Source organism: Mesorhizobium sp. B2-4-15 (genome assembly GCF_006658505.1).
GTDB lineage: Bacteria > Pseudomonadota > Alphaproteobacteria > Rhizobiales > Rhizobiaceae > Mesorhizobium.
The window spans coordinates 35,220-54,466 of record NZ_VFUZ01000016.1 but is presented as its reverse complement, the minus strand read 5'-3'; the positions used below and the strand labels follow the sequence as shown (position 1 = coordinate 54,466).

The window sequence follows — 19,247 nt, the reverse complement described above, 5'->3', positions numbered from 1 at the left end:
GAAAGTCAGGTCTTGTCGTCGTCGCCCTGCGTGATCAGCCGGGCGCTACGCTGGCCTGTGACGTAGATCCACAGCCAGCTCAACGAAACCGCGAGCCGGTTACGGAACCCGATCAGGAAATAGATGTGTGCGATGCCCCACAGCCACCAGGCCGGCCAGCCCGTGAGCTTAATCCAGCCGAAATCGATCGCGGCGGCGCGCTTGCCGATCGTCGCCAGGTCGCCCGCATGTTTGTAGTGGAAGGGTCGCGTGGTGGCGTCGCCATCCAGCCTGGCCTTGATAGTGGCCGCTACATGTCGGCCCTCCTGCTTGGCGGAAGGTGCCACACCGGGTACTGGCCGTCCATCGGGCCGCAAAACAAGGGCAGCGTCGCCGATAACAAAAATCTCCGGGCTGCCGGGCACGCTGAGGTCGGGCTCGACGAGCACCCTGCCCGCTCGGTCCGCCTTCGCTCCCAGCCATTCGGCGGCGGGCGAAGCGGCAACGCCCGCTGCCCAAAGGATCGTTCGGGCCGGCAGATGCGTGTCGCCGAAGACGACACCGTCCGCGTCACAGCGCGTAACGGCGTGTCCGAGTTCAAGTGTGACGCCGAGCCGCTCGAGCGCCTTCCTGGCGTATTCGGAAAGTTTTGGCGCGAAATTGGCCAGGATCCGGTCGCCGGCTTCGATCAGCACTACGCGCGTTTCGCGCGTATCGATGTTGCGGAACTCACCGCGCAACGTGTCATGCGCCAGCTCGGCGATAGTGCCGGCGAGTTCCACACCGGTCGGGCCGCCACCGACAATGGCAATGGTCAGCAACGCCTGGCGTTTGGCGGGATCAGTCTCCCGCTCCGCCTGTTCGAAGGCCAAGAGGATGCGCCGCCGAACGGTGGTGGCGTCCTCCAGCGTCTTCAGGCCGGGCGCGAAAGGCTCCCATTCGTCATGGCCGAAATAGGCGTGGCGCGCGCCGGTGGCCAGCACCAGCGTGTCGTAGGCGACGGCGCTGCCGTCATCGAGCAGCACGCGCTTGCCGGCCCGGTCGACGCCGACGACATTGGCGAGCAGCGTGGTGACATCCTTGCGTTTGCGCAGAAGGTGGCGGATCGGCCAGGCAACCTCGGAGGTCGCCAGTGCCGTCGTCGCCACTTGGTAGAGCAGCGGCTGGAATAGATGATGGTTGCGCTTGTCGATCATGGTGATGTGAACCGGTGCGCCGGCAAGCGCGCGGGTAAATTCGAGGCCGCCGAAACCCGCGCCGACGACCACAATTTGATGTCTGGCTTCGTTCATCTCGATTCACCCCCGATGGGCCAGGATTGCCTGCCTTGGATGTAGGTGTTTTTGTGCAATGCAGCAACAGAAGGACAGTGCCTGAGACTCGCCGTTCCATGTCGTGAATGCACATGTTGTATCGTGTCGCGAGGTATAGCGTCATCGAACACGCGATGAGGTGAGGCATGGCCAACGATCATGACGACCAAGGTCCGGCGCAGTATTCCTCGCCGCCCTGCTTCATGCACGAACTCGATCCCGAGTTCCGGGCGCCTCTGAGCGACTGGACCGACGTAAGGCGATGGCGCAAAGCTGAGCGCGAACGGCTGATCGCCGCCCGGCTCGCGGTTTCGGCCGACGCGCGAACAGCAATGTCGCTACGCATTGCGGATGGGCTTGACGCCATCATTGGCGACATAGCTGGCCGCATGGTCAGCCTTTACTGGCCGTTTCGCGGCGAGCCGGATCTGCGGCCTTGGATGGCCGCCATTAACGAACGAGGCGGCCGAACCGCACTGCCTATCGTCGTCGAAAAGGGGCGGCCATTGATGTTTCGCGCCTACAAACCGGGCGACCGATTGGAAAAGGGGGTCTGGAACATCCCGATCCCTGCCGAGGGTGATCCGGTGCTGCCCGACATCGTCATCTCGCCGATCGTCGGTATCGATCCCACCAATTATCGCCTGGGTTATGGCGGCGGCTTCTTCGACCGGACGCTGGCCGCCATGCCGTTCAAGCCATTGGTCATTGGCGTCGGCTACAACCTGCAGCGCATCGCGACCATCTACCCGCAGCCGCACGACATTCCGATGGATCGGATCGTGACGGAGGGTTAAGACTTATCGAGATTCAGGTCAGGCCGGCATCACCTGAATATCGACACATTCAAGCCATTTCCGGCTTCAGCCCCATCGCCGTCCGGTCGACGATTTCGCGCAAGGCAAAGGACGAATTGATCTTCGTCACATGCGGCATCGCCGACAGCCACTCCTTGTGGATGCGCTCGTAATCAACCAGATCCTTGGCCGCGATGCGAAGGATGTAGTCGTATTCGCCCGACATCAAGTGGCACGACAGCACGTTGGGGCAACGTTTGATCGCCGCCTCGAAATCCGACAGCGTCTTCTCGAACTGTCCGGACAGGGATATGTGGACGATCGCCGTCATCTGATGGCCAAGGGCTGCGTTGGAAAGCCGGGCGTGATAACCGCGGATGGTTCCCGACTTCTCCAGATTGTCGAGCCGGCGCGAGCAGGCCGACTGCGACAAGCCGACCTTTTCGGCAAGGGCCGCGTTCGGCATCCGCCCATCCTTCTGCAATGTCTCCAGAATGGCGATATCAATCCTGTCGAGCGGCATTTGTCGTGATTCCTGCGAAAATTATTCCGTTTTGCGCAACGATTATCGAAACCTGACTGTCCGCGCAAGCGCATTCGCAAACACTTGCACGCCGATTCATGGTTCACTCCGTTCATTCAGGGAGTGAGCCTGGAAAGGCCGGATCAGGGAGAAGAAAAATGCGTGTCGGTTGCCCAAAGGAAATCAAGAACCACGAATACCGTGTCGGCCTCACGCCTGGCTCGGTCCGCGAATATGTCGCCCATGGCCACGAAGTTCTGGTCGAGGCCGGAGCCGGCGCCGGCATCGGTGCCGATGACAACGCCTATCGCGCCGCCGGCGCCACCATCGCCAAGACAGCCGCCGACGTGTTCGCCAAGTCGGACATGATCGTCAAGGTCAAGGAGCCGCAGCCCAATGAATGGGTCCAACTGCGCGACGGCCAGATCCTGTACACCTATCTTCATCTGGCTCCGGATCCGGAGCAGACCAAGGGTCTGCTCGCTTCGGGTGTCACAGCGATCGCCTATGAAACCGTGACCGACGACCGTGGCGGCCTGCCGCTGCTCGCGCCGATGTCGGAAGTCGCCGGCCGCCTGTCGATCCAGGCCGGAGCGACGGCGTTGCAGAAGGCCAATGGCGGCCGGGGCGTGCTGCTCGGCGGCGTGCCTGGCGTGCTGCCCGGCAAGGTGACTGTGCTCGGCGGCGGCGTCGTTGGTCTGCACGCGGCCCGCATGGCCGCCGGCCTTGGCGCCGATGTCACCATCATCGACCGCTCGATCCCGCGGCTGCGCCAGCTCGACGACCTCTTCGCGGGTCGTGTCCACACACGCTACTCGACGGTCGAGGCGCTGGAAGAAGAATGCTTCTCGGCCGACATCGTCGTCGGCGCCGTACTGATCCCGGGCGCCGCGGCACCCAAGCTCGTCACCCGCGAAATGCTGTCCGGGATGAAAAAGGGCTCGGTGCTGGTCGACGTTGCCATCGACCAGGGCGGTTGCTTCGAAACCTCGCACGCGACCACCCATGCAGAACCCACCTACGAGGTCGATGGCGTCATCCACTATTGCGTCGCCAACATGCCTGGCGCGGTGCCGGTCACTTCGGCCCATGCGTTGAACAACGCAACGCTGCATTATGGCCTGCAACTCGCCGACAAGGGCCTGAAGGCCCTGATTGACGACCATCACCTGCGCAACGGTCTCAATGTCCACAAGGGCAAGATTACCAACCGTGCGGTCGCCGAAGCGCTTGGCTACGAGCTCGTCGAGCCGAAAGCCGTTCTGGCCGCCTGATTTCACTCAAGATTCTCCAGTGTCACCCGCCGGTCCCATGCCGGCGGGTTTTTCTTTGGGAGGCGGGCAATCAACCGCGTCTGCCGGCTGACGGAATCCGTGCATGCCGTAAGGCGCTTTGCACGCTATTGTTGCATTTTTGTCATACCTAAGCTGGCCGACTCCCTGCTAGAGACGTGCTGGGTTTATTATTGGGGGTACGGGCTATGTTTATTCGCGTTTCTGCGAAATCTATTCTCCTCGGTGCTGTTTCTGCTGTGGCTCTGATGTCGGCGGCCCATGCGGCGGATGTCGTGCAGCCGGTGGAAGCGAGCGGTTTTAACTGGAGCGGAGCTTATGTCGGCATCGGTGGCGGCTTCGGCGCCAGCGTGCACAAGTTCAGCGTGCCGGGCTTCGACTTGAACGGCGTCGGCGGCAATGGCGTATTCGGCGAACTGACGGCCGGCTACGACTACATGGTTTCCGAGCGCTTCCTGCTGGGCGGCTTTATCGATGCCAATCTCGGGAATATCGGCCCGTCGATCAGCGTCCCAGGCGCCGACATCGACCTGACCGATTCCTACGGCTTCGATGTCGGTCTGCGAGCCGGTTATGTTCTCAACCCCAGCACGCTCGGTTACGTGCTCGGGGGTTACAGCTGGCAGCATTTCAAGCTTGATGGATCGGGTGGTGCTGAAGGGTTGAACTTCACTGAAAACCGCAGCGGCTATGTGCTGGGTGTCGGCATGGAAACCGTGCTGCGCGGCAACTGGACCCTGAAGACCGAATATCGTTACGCGAACTTTGGCGAGAAGTCGCTGATCGATTTTGGTGGCGCTTCATTGAACGGGGAACCGTCCACCCACACCTTCCATATCGCCGCTAACTATCGCTTCGGCGCACAGAACGGCGGCGGTACGTCATTCGCTGCTGCGGCTTACAACTGGACCGGCTTCTACGTTGGCGGCGCGCTCGGCGCCGGCACTGCAGTTCACGAGCTGGGCGTCAACTTTGGTGGCGGCACTCTCGATGCCAATGGCATTGGCAGCGAAGGCGTGTTTGGCGAGTTGAACGCCGGCTACGATTACGATTTCGGCACTTGGGTTGCCGGTGTACAGATCGACGGCCGCTATTCCGGAATTCGATCGAAACTCGACTTTTTAGGCGCTTCCGTCAAACTCGATTCCGACTATGGCTTTGACGCATTGGGCCGTGTCGGCGCCAAGGTCAACGAATCGACCCTAGCCTATGTGATCGGCGGCTACAGCTATCAACATTTCGATCTCAACATTCCGGATCCGATCGGCGATATCGATTGGAACAAAAGTGGCTTCACGGTGGGTGGCGGCCTCGAAACGGCTGTCTCCAGCAACGTAACGGTCGGCATTGAATATCGCTATTCACAGTTCGCCAAGAAGGATCTCTCGTCTGAATTTGATGCGCCGGATGGTACGCTGACCGACAAGGCTTCGTTCCAGACCGTGCGCATCGGCGCCAAGTACAAGTTCAACTAAGCCCTCCAGGCAAATAGTCTAAGCCCGTCGGCCTTGCCGGCGGGCTTTTTTTTTGCGTGAGAGGACGCGCGAAGCGCGGACAACAAAAAAGCGGAGCCAAAGCCCCGCTTCCTCGATGTCGAGATCACCGCCGGTTCATCCGCGGTCGGCCAATCGATCGACAATCGCTTTCTATCGCATCTGTGCGACGGGAGTAAGACAGTGTTTTCTGCTCGCGTTTTTTGCTTCAGGCCCGCTCAATCCGGCACTGGTAGCAATTGTTGCGCGCCGAGCGGACATGCACATAGGCAATGTCGTCACGCTCGAAAAGCGTCTCGGCTCGAGCAGCAATAGCCCCGGTCGGGATGACACCGCCGCTGCCGTAGACGATACGATCATCCCTGCCATAGCCGCGCACGATGTAATCCGGGCTTTCGAGAATCGCGGGGAGCGCCTCCGTCTCGGCGGCCCGCTCGCACTCTTGCGCATGCAAGAAGATCGGCCCGGTTTCGGCGTAGGGCTGCAGTTCCGGGAATGGCCGATAGGCAAGGATAAGGTAGGCATCGCCGGCTGCGATGTTCTTGAGACAGTGCCGGCAAGGCATGCCATCGCCGTCGGATATCTTCCGCTCAGGCGTGCGGCCATAGGCGTCGCGGCCGCCGCGCTGGAGACCCCTGACATCTTCGGTCGGTAGAGCTTTGAACTGGATGGTCATGATGAAATCTCCGGTGCTGTTACCCGGAAATTATTGGCTTGGACCGAAGCTTCCCACCCGATTCATGCCAACGATTGAGGGCTGATCTCATGTCGGCGATCAGCCACTCTTGGAATAGGTTGGCGGCGCGGAGCCAGATAAGCCGGCTAATTACTGCGTTGACTCAATCGGAAATCAGCGGATGAGATCGTCAAAGCGCCGCAATGGCGAAATTGGACCGACTAGATATCGATCGAGCACGCTCCTAGGCGCAGGTCCGGCCGGCGCTTGATGCGGCCGACATTCCAAGGCTGCCTGAAGCGCCGATGAACAAAAGGTCAGATTCCGGGCGTCACGGCCGCATGACGCTGGCCGAACGCTCGGCGAAAGGCAGCGGATGCACCACCTCTTTCTTCTGCGCGACCGGCGTGAAGCCGAGCTTCTGGTAGAGTGGCAGAGCCGCCGGATGGTCAAGTGTGCAGGTCTGCACCGTCACCCGTTTCGGCCCATGCGACCATGCCGCGGCGATCGCCGAGCCCAGGAACCAGCGGCCGATGCCTTGCCCGGTCGCATGTTCCATCATGCCGAAATAGGCGAGTTCCACTTCCTCCGGCAAATGCGGCTTGAGATCGAAGAAGCCTGCCGGCGAACCGTCGAGGTAGAGCACCCTGATGTCGCGATCCTCGCGGTGGATGCCGGCCGCAAGCTCGTCGTCATCCAGCCGCAGAACATTCACCCAGTGCCATTTGCGCCCCACCCGGTCCATCAGGTAGCGGTAAAAATGCAAGGGAATGTCCCTCGTCTTCAGCAACGCGACCTGACGGTTGTAGGGCATCGGTGGCGAGACGGCAGGAGGCGCATGCATTTCGAGAAAAGTCACCGTGACTTCAATGTCCTGTAGCGCGCCGTTTTCCATCGTGTTCATTCCTTGCCGGTCGTCGCGGGGCCGGTCACGACAGGCGTGTCCGAAAGCCCGCCCCACTCGGTCCACGAGCCGTCATAAAGCCTGTTGTCGGTGTGGCCAAGCGTCTCCAGTGCCAGAGTGACCACGGCAGCGGTGACCCCGGAGCCACAAGATGTGACGACGGGCTTCGTCAGATCAATGCCGGCGTCCTCGATCACCTTGCGCAAACGATCCTTGGGCAAAAGCAAGCCATTCTCCGACAGCGCGGAGTACGGCACATTGCGGGCGCCCGGCATATGGCCGGAGCGGATGCCCGCGCGAGGCTCGGGCTCGGCGCCGGTGAAGCGGTCCGGTCCCCGCGCATCGGCGACCTGGCTTGTTCCGGTCTCGACGATCCGGCGCATGTCGGCCAGGCTGGCGACGCGACCGGCGTCGAAATCGGCATGGAAGATGCTTGGCGCGATCTTCGTCGGCTCAGCCGTTATTGGCCGGCCAGCTGCCTTCCAGCCGTCGAAGCCGCCGTCCAGAATATAGGTCTGGAAAACGCCCATAATGCGAAACATCCACCACGCCCGAGGCGCCGAGAAGAACCCCGGACCGTCGTAGACGACAATCGTGTCGTCGGCCGAGACGCCCATCGCACCGACATATTGCGCAAAATGCTGAGGCGACGGCAGCGTATGCGGTAAAGCGGCGTCGGGATCCGAAACCGCATCCTGATCCAGGAAGCGGGCACCGGGAATGTGGGCCGCATCATATTCGGCGCGCGCGTCACGCTTTTGGGCCGGCAGGTACCAGGACGCGTCTACAATGGTCACACCAGGCTCGCCCAGGCGCCCCTGCAACCAGTCCGCATCGACGGTGAAAGGACTATCTTCGGCCATTCTCGTTCTCTCTATCCACGGTAAAACAAAGCGTTGCGTGTCAAGCCGCCGGCATCGGGCCGAAGCGGATGCGGAAGCGCCTGTTCTCACGACCCTTCTTTTCGATCTTGCCAATATGGATTTCGCCGATTTCCCCAGTGCTTTTCACATGCGTGCCACCGCAGGGCTGGCTGTCCACCGAGGCGTTCTCACCGATGCAGACCAGGCGAATCTTGCCGGTACCGACCGGTGGCCGGACGTTCTTGGATTTCACCAGGCCAGGGTTCGCGGCAAGTTCCTCGTCGCTGATCAGCCTGGTGAAAATCGGATGATCGGCCCGCACCAGATCCATCAGGCCCGCCGTCACCTCTTCCCTGGTGAAGCTGGCGTCCGGAATGTCGAAATCGACACGGCTGTCGTCCTCGGAAACCGCCGCACCCGTGATCGGGAACGGGCAGACAACTGTTAGCAGATGGCAAGCCGCGTGCATGCGCATCAACAGGTGCCGGCGTTCCCAGTCGATGGCGAGTTTCACCTTCTCGCCGACAGCCAAGGCCGCGTGCTCCGGCGCCGGCACATGAATGATCTCGTCCTTGGTTTCACCCGTGATGGTGGCGGCGATGGCGATCCGGCTGCCACCGGCGCGTTCGAGATAGCCGGTGTCTCCCGGCTGGCCGCCCGAGGTGGCATAGAAGATCGTCCGGTCGAGAATGATGCCGCCACGGTCATTGCGGTCAACAACCGTCGCGTCCGCCGTGCTGAGATAGGCGTCGTCTCGAAACAGCGCTTGTGTCTTGTGCGCCATCACGCGACCTTTTCGAAAGGCACGGAAATCTTGCTCTGCAGCTCCATCCAGCCCGGCACCGGAAGGTTCTTCCCGCGCAGGAACTCAGGGTTGAACAATTTCGACTGGTAGCGCGTACCATAGTCGCAAAGAATGGTCACGATGGTGTGGCCGGGGCCTAATGCCTTGGCCAGTTGGATCGCGCCGGCAATGTTGATGCCGGTCGAGCCACCGACGCACAAGCCTTCTTCCTGGATCAGGTCGAAGACGATCGGCAACGCATCCTCATCCTTGATCTGGAAAGAGAAGTCCGGCGTGAACCCTTCGAGATTGGCGGTGATGCGTCCCTGCCCGATGCCTTCGGTGATGGAACTGCCCTCGGACTTCAACTCGCCGCTGGTGTAGAAGCTGTAGAGCGCGGCACCCAGCGGATCGGCCAGAGCGACCTTCACGTCCTTGTTCTTGGCCTTCAGCCCAATGGCGACACCGGCCAGCGTTCCGCCGGAACCCACCGCGGAGACGAAACCGTCAACCTTGCCGCCGGTCTGGGCCCAGATTTCCTGTGCCGTGGTGCGGATATGACCATCGCGGTTGGCGACATTGTCGAACTGGTTGGCCCAGATGGCACCGTTCGGCTCGGTTCTCGCCATCTGCTCGGCCAGCCGTCCCGACAGCTTCACGTAATTGTTGGGGTTCTTGTAAGGCACGGCCGGCACTTCGATCAGCTCAGCGCCGAGTACCCTGATCGTGTCTTTTTTTTCCTGGCTCTGCGTATCCGGGATGACGATGACGGTACGATAGCCCAATGCCTTGGCGGCCAGCGTCAAGCCGATGCCCGTATTGCCGGCCGTCCCCTCGACGATGACACCGCCCGGCCGCAAGAGGCCGCGCTGCTCAGCGTCGCGGATGATGAACAGGCCGGCGCGATCCTTGACCGACTGTCCAGGATTCATGAACTCCGCCTTGCCCAGGATCTCGCAACCGGTTTCTTCGGAAGCTTTGTTGAGGCGGATCAAAGGCGTGTTGCCGATCGCGTCGATCACAGAACGGGGCATTCAGGATTCCTTGTGTGCGTGCGCCGAAACCCTAGAAACCCGACGCTTCGGTTTCAAGGCAAGAATTTGTCTGGTCCAGTCGCATTTCCGGCGCTGCGACGCATCGGCATTCTCGAGACTGGGCTGATGTCGCACAGTTCATTTGCACTTATGGTCGAAAAGCACTCTTTTCATTCGATTTCTTCGCCGCTAGAGCAAAGCACCAACAACTCGGCGGGGCGCAGCATGACACTCTATCGGGCCGATCCGAAACACGGCGTCGCCTGGGTCACCGGGGGCAGTAGCGGCATTGGGCGCTCGCTGGCCAGGGATCTGGCCTCCCAGGGCTACGCGGTGGCGGTGACAGCGCTCGACGACGATCCGATCGACACGCTCATCGTCGAGACGGCGCAGATGCCGGGCAGCGTCACGGCCTTTCCCTGCGATGTCACAGACGAGCCGCGCATGGCAAGAACGGTCGCCGCGATCGAGAAAGAACTCGGCCCCATTGTGCTCGCCGTCTTCAATGCGGGAAACTACATCTCCACGCCTGGAGAGGCTCTCGTCGTCAGCGATTTTCGTCGTTCCTTCGAGGTCAACTATTTCGGCATCATCAACGGGTTGGTGCCGGTCGTGGAACATATGCGCGTGCGGGCGCGCGGCCATGTCGTTCTGGTCGGCTCGGTCACCGCCTATTTCGGCTGGCCGACCACGGCCGCCTATGGTGGCACCAAGGCGGCGATCAACATCCTGGCCGAGTCCCTGAAATATGATTTCGACAAGATGAACATCCGCGTCCAGGTGATAAACCCCGGTTTTGTCGACACACCGCTGACCGAAAAGAACATGCTGCCGATGCCGGGCTTGATGCCGGTCAGCCGTGCGACGCGCCGCATGGTGCGGGGAATCAAATCCGGCGGCTTTGAAGTCACCTTTCCGTATCGCACGAGCTGGCCCCTGAAATTTCTGGCCCTGCTGCCGAGGCCATGGTCCCGATGGGTGATCAGCCTCACGACCAGCTGGAAGGCCCGGCCGCTGCATTACGAGCGCAAACGGCCCGCCGAATAGAATGCCCACAGGATTGGTGGGCTGGCGGCCTGAACGGCCGTTGCCTGTTCACGGCCACCACCATAGGTTTGTTGTTGTTGCGTGGAGTCTGGGATGGGGCGACGGATCGTGCTTGCTGTGCTGGGCCTGATCGCCGTCCTTGCACTGATCTTGGTATTTGGTCCTCGCGTCCCCGTCGACACGACGATCCACTTCAATCCTTCCGTGATCGGTGACGATCCGCAGGCCTATGTGGCCAAGGTGGAAGCCGGCGTGCCCGGTATCCGCGAGGGGTTGGAGAAGGAGATCATCTGGACCAACCCGATGGTGCATGCCAAGACGCCGCTGTCGATCGTCTATATCCACGGCTTCTCGGCTTCAAAGGGCGAGGTCCGCCCATTGCCGGACGAGATTGCCGACCGACTCGACGCCAATCTCTTCTATACCCGTCTTACGGGGCACGGCGAGGACGGCGCGGCCATGACGCAGGGAAGCGTCAATGCCTGGATCAACGACTATGAGGAGGCACTCGCCGTCGGTCGGGCGATCGGCGACAAGGTGATCGTCATCTCAACCTCGACCGGCGGCTCGCTGGCCGCGTGGGCGGCAACGCAGCCCGGCGCATCGGAGGGGGTGGCGGCCATAGCGTTCATCTCGCCCAATTTCGGCGTGAAGGCATCCGGCGCCGAGATGCTGACCATGCCGTGGGGCAAACAGATCGCCGAACTCGTTGCCGGCAAGGAACGCAGCTTCGTGCCGCACAACGCGCTCCACGAAAAATTCTGGACCACCAGCTATCCGATCGCAGCAACGATGCCGATGCAAGCGCTGACGGAACTTGCCTATGGCGCGCCGGTGGAAAAGGCGACCATTCCTGCCCTGTTCATTTTTTCGGATATGGACAAAGTCGTGCGGCCGGAACGCACGCGCGAGATTGCGGCGCGTTGGGCTGGCGCGCATGAACTGGTGCCCATGGAAAGTACGGGCGATCCCGACAACCATGTCCTTGCCGGAGACGCGCTGTCGCCGTCGACCACGGCTTTCCTCGTGCAACGGATCGCTGTCTGGATCGAAGCTGTCGCCAAATAGCGGTGCCGACGGGGGCGGCTCCCGGATATGAAAAGGCCGACCGAGGCAATGCCTCAGCCGGCCTTGATCGCCAGCAGTCGAGCCAAGCCAATTGGCCAGGCTCGACGCGGATAATAATCAAGCAGCCCGCGCGGCAGGCCGCCTGCCGCCGAAGCGGCGCTTGTTGTTGCCCTTGAAGGGCTTGGCACCTTCCGGCTTGCGTTCGCCGGCAAAGGCCGGCTTGTCGCCGAAACGCTTCTTGCCGAAGCCATTGTTCTGCTTCTTCTCGCCGCCAGGCCGTCTGCCGTCGCGACGGCCATTGTGATCGGCGCGGTCATTGGTCGGCTCGCGGCGCTCGTTCTTTTCCGCCGGATTGCGCACCGGATCGGGGCTGCCCAGATGGTCGGCAACAACAGGCAGCTTGGAGCGGATGATGCGCTCGACCTGGCGCAGCTTGCTGTTTTCCGAAGGATCGCAAAGCGTGATCGCGATGCCGTCCTTGCCGTTGCGGCCGGTGCGGCCGATGCGGTGGACATAGCTTTCGGCCTCGTCCGGCAGGTCGAAATTCACGACATGACTGATGCCGGGCACGTCGATGCCACGCGCGGCGATGTCGGTCGCGACCAGAATGCGCACCGATCCATCACGGAAATCGTTGAGCGCCTTCTGACGGGCATTCTGCGACTTGTTGCCGTGAATGACGGCGGCCTTAAAACCGTCGCGCTCGAGATCTTTGGTCACCCGGTCGGCACCATGCTTGGTGCGCGAAAAGATGATGACGGACTTCATCGCTTCGTCGGCGAGCATCGTCGACAGAACCTGGCGCTTCTGCTTGGTGCGGGCGAAGACGACGCCCTGCACGATCTCGGCCGCCGCGGTGCTTTGCGGCGAGACTTCGATACGGACGGGGTTCTTCAACAGGCCCTTGGCGAGTTCCGCGATCTCGTCCGGCATGGTGGCCGAAAACAGCGCCGTCTGGCGATCAGGCGCGGTCGCCTTGGCGATGCGCTTGACGTCGTTGATGAAGCCCATGTCGAGCATGCGGTCGCCCTCGTCCAGCACCAGCCATTTGGTGTCGGAAAGGATGAGGTCGCCTTCGCGCACCAGATCGGTCAGCCGGCCGGGCGTGGCGATCAGGATGTCGACGCCGGGAGCAACCTTTTTCACCTGGCTAAAGCGCGAGACGCCGCCCAGCACGAGTGCCGTCGAGACATGCGCGCCCTTGGCGAGGATCTTGATCGTCTCCTCGATCTGCACGGCGAGTTCGCGGGTCGGCGCCAGGATGAGCGCACGCGTGGTCTTGGCGCGGCGCTTGGTGCCGAGCCCTATGATCTTCGACAGGATCGGAAGCGCGAAGGCCGCGGTCTTGCCGGAGCCGGTCTGGGCGATGCCGAAAATGTCGCGGCCTTCCAGTTGCGGCGGGATGGCCTGCACCTGGATCGGCTTCGGATCGGCGAAGCCGGCGGCATGGGTGGCCTTGAGCAGCGCACCCGTGATTCCCAGCGCCGCAAAACCAGAGAGTTCCGCGGTGTCATTGCCGGGCAAAGTGTTTTCGTTGGTCAAAATAATCTTCTTTCAGGCGGCCTTTGGCCGCAAACATCAATGGCGGCAGGGCGCAACCTGCCGTCGGATAACATTGTCATGGAACGACAAGGCGGCGGACGGGATCGTCCGCGCGGCTGCGCTGTCGTGCCCGCAGGCATCATGCCACGGGGCTTCTTCGCCACCTTGCCAACCAATCAGGTCGATCAGCCGAAAAGAGGGAAAACAGACGCAACCAGTCTCATTCGTCGAGAAGGCCGGATTCGTTCCCGGCCCAAGCGCCTATGCGGTGCATATGGCTGAGTTCGCCTCGAAATGCAAGGGCAGCATGTTGCAACGCAGCAAAAACAGCCGAAAACGGGCGCTTGCGCTGCCCGGCGGGCATGATTACCACAAACGCAGCTTCGATTTTGGGGACTACGCAATGAAGGACGTGCTGAAGGAACTCGAGCGGCGCCGCGACATTGCCCGCATGGGCGGCGGCCAGGCGCGCATCGATGCCCAGCACAAGAAGGGCAAGCTCACCGCGCGCGAACGGATCGAGGTGTTTCTCGACGAAGGCTCCTTCGAGGAGTTCGACATGTATGTCGAGCATCGCTCGACCGATTTCGGCATGGAGAAGACCAAGATCGCCGGCGACGGCGTCGTTACCGGCTGGGGCACGGTCAACGGCCGCCCGATCTACCTCTTCGCCAAGGATTTCACCGTGTTCGGCGGCTCGCTGTCGGAAGCGCATGCCGAGAAGGTCATCAAGGTGCAGGAGATGGCGCTGCGCAACCGCGCGCCGATCATCGGCCTCTATGATGCAGGCGGCGCCCGCATCCAGGAAGGCGTTGCGGCCCTTGGCGGCTATGCCGAGATCTTTCAGCGCAATGTGCTCGCATCGGGCGTCATTCCGCAGATTTCGGTGATCATGGGGCCTTGCGCCGGCGGCGACGTCTATTCGCCCGCCATGACCGACTTCATCTTCATGGTGCGTGATACCTCCTACATGTTCGTCACCGGTCCGGATGTGGTGAAGACCGTGACCAACGAGACGGTGACGGCCGAGAGTCTCGGTGGCGCCTCGGTGCACACGACGAAATCCTCGATCGCCGACGGCGCCTATGACAATGATGTCGAAGCGCTGCTGCAGATGCGCCGGCTGGTCGACCTGCTGCCGGCTTCCAACACATCGGAACTCCCCGAGATCGAATGCTATCAGTCGGTTACCGACCATGATCTGTCGCTCGATCGGCTAATCCCCGACAATGCCAACAAGCCTTACGACATCAAGGAACTGATCCTGAAGGTGGCCGACGAAGGCGACTTCTTCGAGATCCAGCAGAATTTTGCCAAAAACATCGTCACCGGATTCGGACGGATCGAGGGCCGCACTGTCGGCTTCGTCGCCAACCAGCCGATGGTTCTGGCCGGTGTGCTCGATTCCGATGCCAGCCGCAAGGCGGCGCGCTTCGTGCGTTTTTGCGATTGTTTTTCCATTCCGATCGTCACCTTCGTCGATGTTCCGGGTTTCCTGCCAGGCACCGCGCAGGAATATGGCGGGCTGATCAAGCATGGCGCCAAGCTGCTGTTCGCCTATGCGGAGGCGACCGTGCCGAAGATCACCGTCATCACCAGAAAGGCCTATGGCGGCGCCTATGACGTGATGGCGTCAAAACACCTGCGCGGCGACATGAACTATGCCTGGCCGACGGCGCAGATTGCTGTCATGGGCGCAAGGGGCGCGGTCGAGATCATTTACCGCAAGGATATCGGCGACGCTGAAAAGATCGCGGCCCATACAAAGACTTACGAGGATCGTTTCCTGTCGCCCTTCGTCGCCGCCGAGCGCGGCTATGTCGACGAGGTGATCATGCCGCACTCGACCCGCCGGCGTGTTGCGCGCGCGCTTCGGATGCTGCGCAACAAGGACATGCAGAACCCCTGGAAGAAGCACGACAACATTCCGTTGTGAGCTGAATGTCGCCGGCGCCCCATAAGCGCCATTGATCAGAGCACGCCTCGGGCGGCGACCAGTTCGTGCAATACCGGCACCAGGGCCAGTGGCAAATCCTCGGCGATCAGCCCCGGCCCGAACCGGCTGCCGGCCTCGGCATGAATCCACACCGCCGCGCAGGCAGCTTCGAACGCCGGCATGGCCTGCGCCAGCAACCCGCCGATGATGCCCGACAGCGCGTCGCCCGATCCGGCGGTCGCAAGCCAGGCCGCGCCGTTGTAATTGATCGCCGCTCGGCCATCGGGAGCGGCAATCACCGTGTCGGCGCCCTTGTAGACAATAACGGCATTGGCCCGCGCGGCCGCGTCACGCGCCTTGTCCAATTTGGATGAGGTATCGTCACTGGCGATGTCCGGAAACAGCCTTGCGAACTCCCCTTCGTGCGGTGTCATGACAAGATGCGGCGCGTTTGGCTGGCGAGCGGCGTCGAACAGGACATCCGGCGCGTTGCGAAACGAGGTGATCGCGTCAGCATCGAACACGAGGCCATCGATCACTATTGGGGCATCCTGTGGCTCGCCGGATGCGAGGAGCGCGAGCCCGAACGTCAGTGTCTTTTCACCAATGCCAAAGCCGGGCCCGAGGACAAAGGCCGACGGCCGGCGTTCCGCGACAAACGCCTTGATGTCGGCGACGTCATCGGTCTTGCGCAGCATGATGGAAGTCAGGTGTCCGGCATTGACTTGCATGGCATTGCCCGGCGACAGCACGGTCACCGCCCCCGCCCCGCTTCTGGCCGCAGCCAGCGCCGAAAGCCGCGCCGCCCCGGTGGCGCCGGGGCCGCCGGAAAAGACGCCGGCATGGCCGCGCTTGTATTTGTGGGCGTCGACAGCCGGCACCGGGAAATCGTCCAACCAATGTGCTGGCGTGTTCTCGAACGTCCGGGGTTGTAGCCGTGAAATGATATCGTCGCCGATGCCGATATCGGCGAGCACGATCTCGCCGCAACGTTCGCGTCCCGGCAGCAACAAATGCCCGGGCTTCTTGCGCGCGAACGTCACGGTCACGGCGGCGGTAAATGCCACGCCCAGCACTTTGCCGCTGTCGCCCGAAACGCCCGAAGGCAGATCGACCGCGACAACCGGCAAATGCGTGTCAGTGGCGATATCGACCGCCCTGGCGGCATCGCCGGACAGCGGCTTGGACAGCCCTGCCCCGTAAAGCGCATCGACCACGATCGAGCCGGGCTGGGCTTCAAAGCCGGACAGCGGCCGGGGTGCGACCGGGCACTCGGCCGCAGCCAGCGCCGCGTCGCTTCGCGGCCTTGGCGCACCGGACGCCCAGATTGTCGTGGCGACGCCGCTGCCAGCGAGTATGTGGGCGACGACGTAGCCGTCGCCGCCATTGTTGCCAGGCCCGCAAAGCACATGGACGTGCGCCGCCTGGGGATAGCGGATGAAGACCTCGGCCGCAACGGCTTCGCCGGCTCGGCGCATGAGGCCGATGCCGTCGACTGGACCTGCGGCAATCGTCAGCCGGTCCGCCTCGCCCATCTCTGCGGAAGTAAGAAGTTCATCGCTCATGGATTGCCGATCCGCATTCGATCAAGCATTGTCCAGTTTTCGAGCCGAAGCAAACGAAGAGGGAGTTTTTACCAGCTGCGGCTAAGTCGCTGGACGAGCATCAAGGCGAAGCTGCACGGCGGATGGGCGATCTGCCTAATTTTTGTGCGGACGCAAGCTCGACCACTGTGTAGGCTTCAGCAGCTATGCCGCATCCGATGCACCGAACGAGGCGAAATCGCATTCCGGGGCGGTGTGGCTTCGAAATCGTTTGAGTCCGCTTCGAATCCATCTATCTGGCACAGTTCGTGCTTGATGGAGGCGCAAGCGGGGCTCACAACCCGTTTTTTGGCAGTGGAGGCCACTTTTTACATGAAAAAGATCGAAGCGATCATCAAGCCATTCAAGCTGGACGAAGTGAAGGAAGCGCTTCAGGAGGCCGGGCTGCAGGGCATAACGGTCACCGAGGCAAAGGGCTTCGGACGGCAGAAGGGCCATACCGAACTCTATCGGGGCGCCGAATATGTCGTTGATTTCCTGCCCAAGGTGAAGATCGAAGTCGTGCTCGGCGACGATGCAGTCGAAGGCGCCATCGAGGCCATCCGCAAGGCGGCCCAGACCGGCCGCATCGGCGACGGCAAGATTTTCGTCTCCAACATCGAGGAAGTCGTACGCATCCGCACCGGCGAAACCGGCATGGATGCTGTCTGAGACGGCCATTCTCCAAACATCAAAAACGTCATCACACAGGGATACATTACATGACGACAGCCAAAGACATCATGAAGCAGATCAAGGATAACGACGTGAAATTCGTCGACCTGCGCTTCACAGACCCGAAGGGCAAGCTGCAACACGTGACGATGGATGTCATCGAGGTCGAGGAAGACATGTTCGCCGACGGCGTCATGTTCGACGGCTCCTCGATTGCCGGCTGGAAGGCCATCAACGAGTCCGACATGGTGCTGATGCCCGATCCGGAGACGGTCCACATGGATCCGTTCTTCGCGCAGTCGACCATGGTCATCCTGTGCGACATTCTCGATCCGGTTTCGGGCGAGTCCTACAACCGCGATCCGCGCGGCACGGCCAAGAAGGCCGAAGCCTATATGAAGTCGGAAGGCATCGGCGACACCATCTATGTCGGCCCGGAAGCAGAGTTCTTCGTGTTCGATGACGTCAAGTACAAGGCCGATCCCTACAACACCGGCTTCCGGCTCGATTCCACCGAACTGCCGTCGAACGACGACACCGACTACGAAACCGGAAACCTCGGCCACCGCCCGCGCATCAAGGGCGGCTATTTCCCGGTGCCGCCGATCGATTCGGCTCAGGACATGCGCTCCGAGATGCTAACCGTGCTCGCCGAGATGGGCGTGCGCGTCGAAAAGCATCACCATGAGGTCGCCGCCGCGCAGCACGAACTCGGCATCAAGTTCGACACGCTTGTCCGCAACGCCGACAAGATGCTGATCTACAAGTATGTCGTGCACCAGGTCGCCAACGCCTACGGCAAGACGGCCACCTTCATGCCGAAGCCGATCTTCGGCGACAACGGCTCGGGCATGCATGTGCACCAGTCGATCTGGAAGGGCGGCAAGCCGACCTTCGCCGGCAATGAATATGCCGGCCTGTCGGAAAGCTGCCTGTTCTACATCGGCGGCATCATCAAGCACGCCAAGGCGATCAACGCCTTCACCAACCCGCTGACCAACTCCTACAAGCGCCTGGTGCCGGGCTATGAAGCGCCCGTCCTGCTCGCCTATTCGGCGCGCAACCGCTCAGCCTCCTGCCGCATCCCGTTCGGCTCGTCGCCGAAGGCGAAGCGCGTCGAGGTCCGCTTCCCCGATCCGGGCGCGAACCCCTACCTCGCTTTCGCCGCCATGCTGATGGCTGGCCTCGACGGCATCAAGAACAAGATCCATCCTGGCCAGCCCATGGACAAGGATCTTTACGACCTGCCGCCGAAGGAATTGAAGAAGATCCCGACCGTCTGCGGTTCGCTGCGTGAAGCCCTGCAGAGCCTCGACAAGGACCGCGGCTTCCTGAAGGCCGGCGGCGTCTTCGACGACGACCAGATCGACAGCTACATCGAGCTGAAAATGGCCGAAGTGATGCGCTTCGAAATGACCCCGCATCCGGTCGAGTATGACATGTACTACTCGGTCTAAGATCCCCTGGGATAGCGTCACAAAGCCCTTGAAGGACGTCCTCCTTCAGGGGCTTTTTTGCTGCCCCACAACACTCGCCAATAGATGCATGCGGCCAGTCGCGCGACGGGGCTCATTGCTTTTGGTTTTAAGGATAATTCGCTCTTGGCCGGCCCGTGGCCACCGGCGGAAGACGAAGTTCAGGTCGCGACACAAAGCCATTGCAGGCACGTTGGCGGACGGCTTTAGAACGAAAGATAACGCCAGGAGCGAGCGGCGCACTGCCTCAGGCTGCAATGCCC

The 19,247-nt window shown here is 61.7% G+C and carries 17 protein-coding genes; 8 read left to right on the top strand and 9 right to left on the bottom strand.

Features of this window, described 5'->3' with window-relative positions; all coding sequences use genetic code 11:
- Nucleotides 1–5 precede the first annotated feature (5 nt).
- Nucleotides 6–1,271: an NAD(P)/FAD-dependent oxidoreductase gene (locus FJ930_RS19420; RefSeq protein ID WP_141839712.1), complete on the bottom strand. Its 1,266-nt coding sequence runs from the start codon at nt 1,269–1,271 to the stop codon at nt 6–8.
- A gap of 167 nt (nt 1,272–1,438) precedes the next feature.
- Here FJ930_RS19420 and FJ930_RS19415 point away from each other — a divergent pair, with 167 nt between their 5' ends.
- Entirely contained in the window at nt 1,439–2,089 is a 651-nt protein-coding gene (locus tag FJ930_RS19415; protein WP_141839711.1) for a 5-formyltetrahydrofolate cyclo-ligase, read from the top strand.
- Between the two features lie 49 nt (nt 2,090–2,138).
- On the opposite strand, the gene FJ930_RS19410 is transcribed toward FJ930_RS19415, so the two are convergent.
- Nucleotides 2,139–2,612 carry an Lrp/AsnC family transcriptional regulator gene (locus FJ930_RS19410; RefSeq protein ID WP_015317948.1) on the bottom strand — a complete coding sequence of 158 codons (474 nt, stop codon included), beginning with the start codon at nt 2,610–2,612 and terminating at the stop codon, nt 2,139–2,141.
- Nucleotides 2,613–2,770: 158 nt separating this feature from the next.
- Here FJ930_RS19410 and ald point away from each other — a divergent pair, with 158 nt between their 5' ends.
- Both ald and FJ930_RS19400 read left to right on the top strand, forming a co-directional pair.
- Nucleotides 2,771–3,886, top strand: a complete 1,116-nt coding sequence (gene ald, locus FJ930_RS19405) for an alanine dehydrogenase (protein WP_115143555.1) — start codon at nt 2,771–2,773, stop codon at nt 3,884–3,886.
- Nucleotides 3,887–4,092: 206 nt separating this feature from the next.
- Nucleotides 4,093–5,379 (top strand): outer membrane beta-barrel protein, encoded by a 1,287-nt coding sequence (locus FJ930_RS19400; protein WP_181763422.1) that lies wholly within the window; start codon nt 4,093–4,095, stop codon nt 5,377–5,379.
- Between the two features lie 226 nt (nt 5,380–5,605).
- Here FJ930_RS19400 and FJ930_RS19395 read toward each other — a convergent pair whose 3' ends face one another.
- The 5 genes from FJ930_RS19395 to FJ930_RS19375 all read right to left on the bottom strand — a co-directional run bounded on the left by FJ930_RS19395 (nt 5,606) and on the right by FJ930_RS19375 (nt 9,658).
- A complete protein-coding gene (locus FJ930_RS19395; protein ID WP_141839710.1) occupies nt 5,606–6,073 on the bottom strand; it encodes a DUF1203 domain-containing protein in 468 nt (155 codons plus the stop codon).
- A gap of 331 nt (nt 6,074–6,404) precedes the next feature.
- On the bottom strand, nt 6,405–6,968 hold the full coding sequence (locus FJ930_RS19390; protein WP_141839778.1) for a GNAT family N-acetyltransferase: 564 nt from the start codon (nt 6,966–6,968) through the stop codon (nt 6,405–6,407).
- Between the two features lie 5 nt (nt 6,969–6,973).
- On the bottom strand, nt 6,974–7,840 hold the full coding sequence (gene sseA / locus FJ930_RS19385; protein ID WP_141839709.1) for a 3-mercaptopyruvate sulfurtransferase: 867 nt from the start codon (nt 7,838–7,840) through the stop codon (nt 6,974–6,976).
- A 40-nt stretch (nt 7,841–7,880) separates the two neighbouring features.
- On the bottom strand, nt 7,881–8,624 hold the full coding sequence (locus tag FJ930_RS19380) for an alanyl-tRNA editing protein (RefSeq protein WP_141839708.1): 744 nt from the start codon (nt 8,622–8,624) through the stop codon (nt 7,881–7,883).
- A complete protein-coding gene (locus FJ930_RS19375) occupies nt 8,624–9,658 on the bottom strand; it encodes a cysteine synthase A (RefSeq protein ID WP_141839707.1) in 1,035 nt (344 codons plus the stop codon). The genes FJ930_RS19380 and FJ930_RS19375 overlap by 1 nt, the downstream gene beginning before the upstream one ends.
- Nucleotides 9,659–9,883: 225 nt before the next feature.
- Here FJ930_RS19375 and FJ930_RS19370 point away from each other — a divergent pair, with 225 nt between their 5' ends.
- Together FJ930_RS19370 and FJ930_RS19365 are read left to right on the top strand one after the other, a co-directional pair.
- Nucleotides 9,884–10,705 (top strand): SDR family oxidoreductase, encoded by an 822-nt coding sequence (locus FJ930_RS19370; protein WP_140611585.1) that lies wholly within the window; start codon nt 9,884–9,886, stop codon nt 10,703–10,705.
- 93 nt (nt 10,706–10,798) lie between these two features.
- Entirely contained in the window at nt 10,799–11,773 is a 975-nt protein-coding gene (locus FJ930_RS19365; protein ID WP_141839706.1) for an alpha/beta fold hydrolase, read from the top strand.
- A 117-nt stretch (nt 11,774–11,890) separates the two neighbouring features.
- Here the strand turns inward: FJ930_RS19365 and FJ930_RS19360 are convergent, their stop codons facing one another.
- Entirely contained in the window at nt 11,891–13,315 is a 1,425-nt protein-coding gene (locus tag FJ930_RS19360) for a DEAD/DEAH box helicase (protein ID WP_141839705.1), read from the bottom strand.
- Nucleotides 13,316–13,718: 403 nt separating this feature from the next.
- Here FJ930_RS19360 and FJ930_RS19355 point away from each other — a divergent pair, with 403 nt between their 5' ends.
- The gene (locus FJ930_RS19355; protein WP_140739275.1) at nt 13,719–15,251 is read left to right on the top strand and encodes an acyl-CoA carboxylase subunit beta; all 1,533 of its coding nucleotides are present in this window, start codon (nt 13,719–13,721) and stop codon (nt 15,249–15,251) included.
- Nucleotides 15,252–15,286: 35 nt separating this feature from the next.
- Here FJ930_RS19355 and FJ930_RS19350 read toward each other — a convergent pair whose 3' ends face one another.
- Nucleotides 15,287–16,816, bottom strand: a complete 1,530-nt coding sequence (locus tag FJ930_RS19350; protein WP_141839704.1) for an NAD(P)H-hydrate dehydratase — start codon at nt 16,814–16,816, stop codon at nt 15,287–15,289.
- Between the two features lie 351 nt (nt 16,817–17,167).
- On the opposite strand from FJ930_RS19350, the gene FJ930_RS19345 reads away from it, so the two are divergent.
- Together FJ930_RS19345 and glnA are read left to right on the top strand one after the other, a co-directional pair.
- Nucleotides 17,168–17,506, top strand: coding sequence for a P-II family nitrogen regulator (locus tag FJ930_RS19345; protein ID WP_006205430.1), 339 nt, complete (start codon nt 17,168–17,170; stop codon nt 17,504–17,506).
- Nucleotides 17,507–17,556: 50 nt separating this feature from the next.
- Nucleotides 17,557–18,966 (top strand): type I glutamate--ammonia ligase, encoded by a 1,410-nt coding sequence (glnA, locus tag FJ930_RS19340; RefSeq protein ID WP_140739269.1) that lies wholly within the window; start codon nt 17,557–17,559, stop codon nt 18,964–18,966.
- The last annotated feature ends 281 nt before the right edge of the window (nt 18,967–19,247 follow it).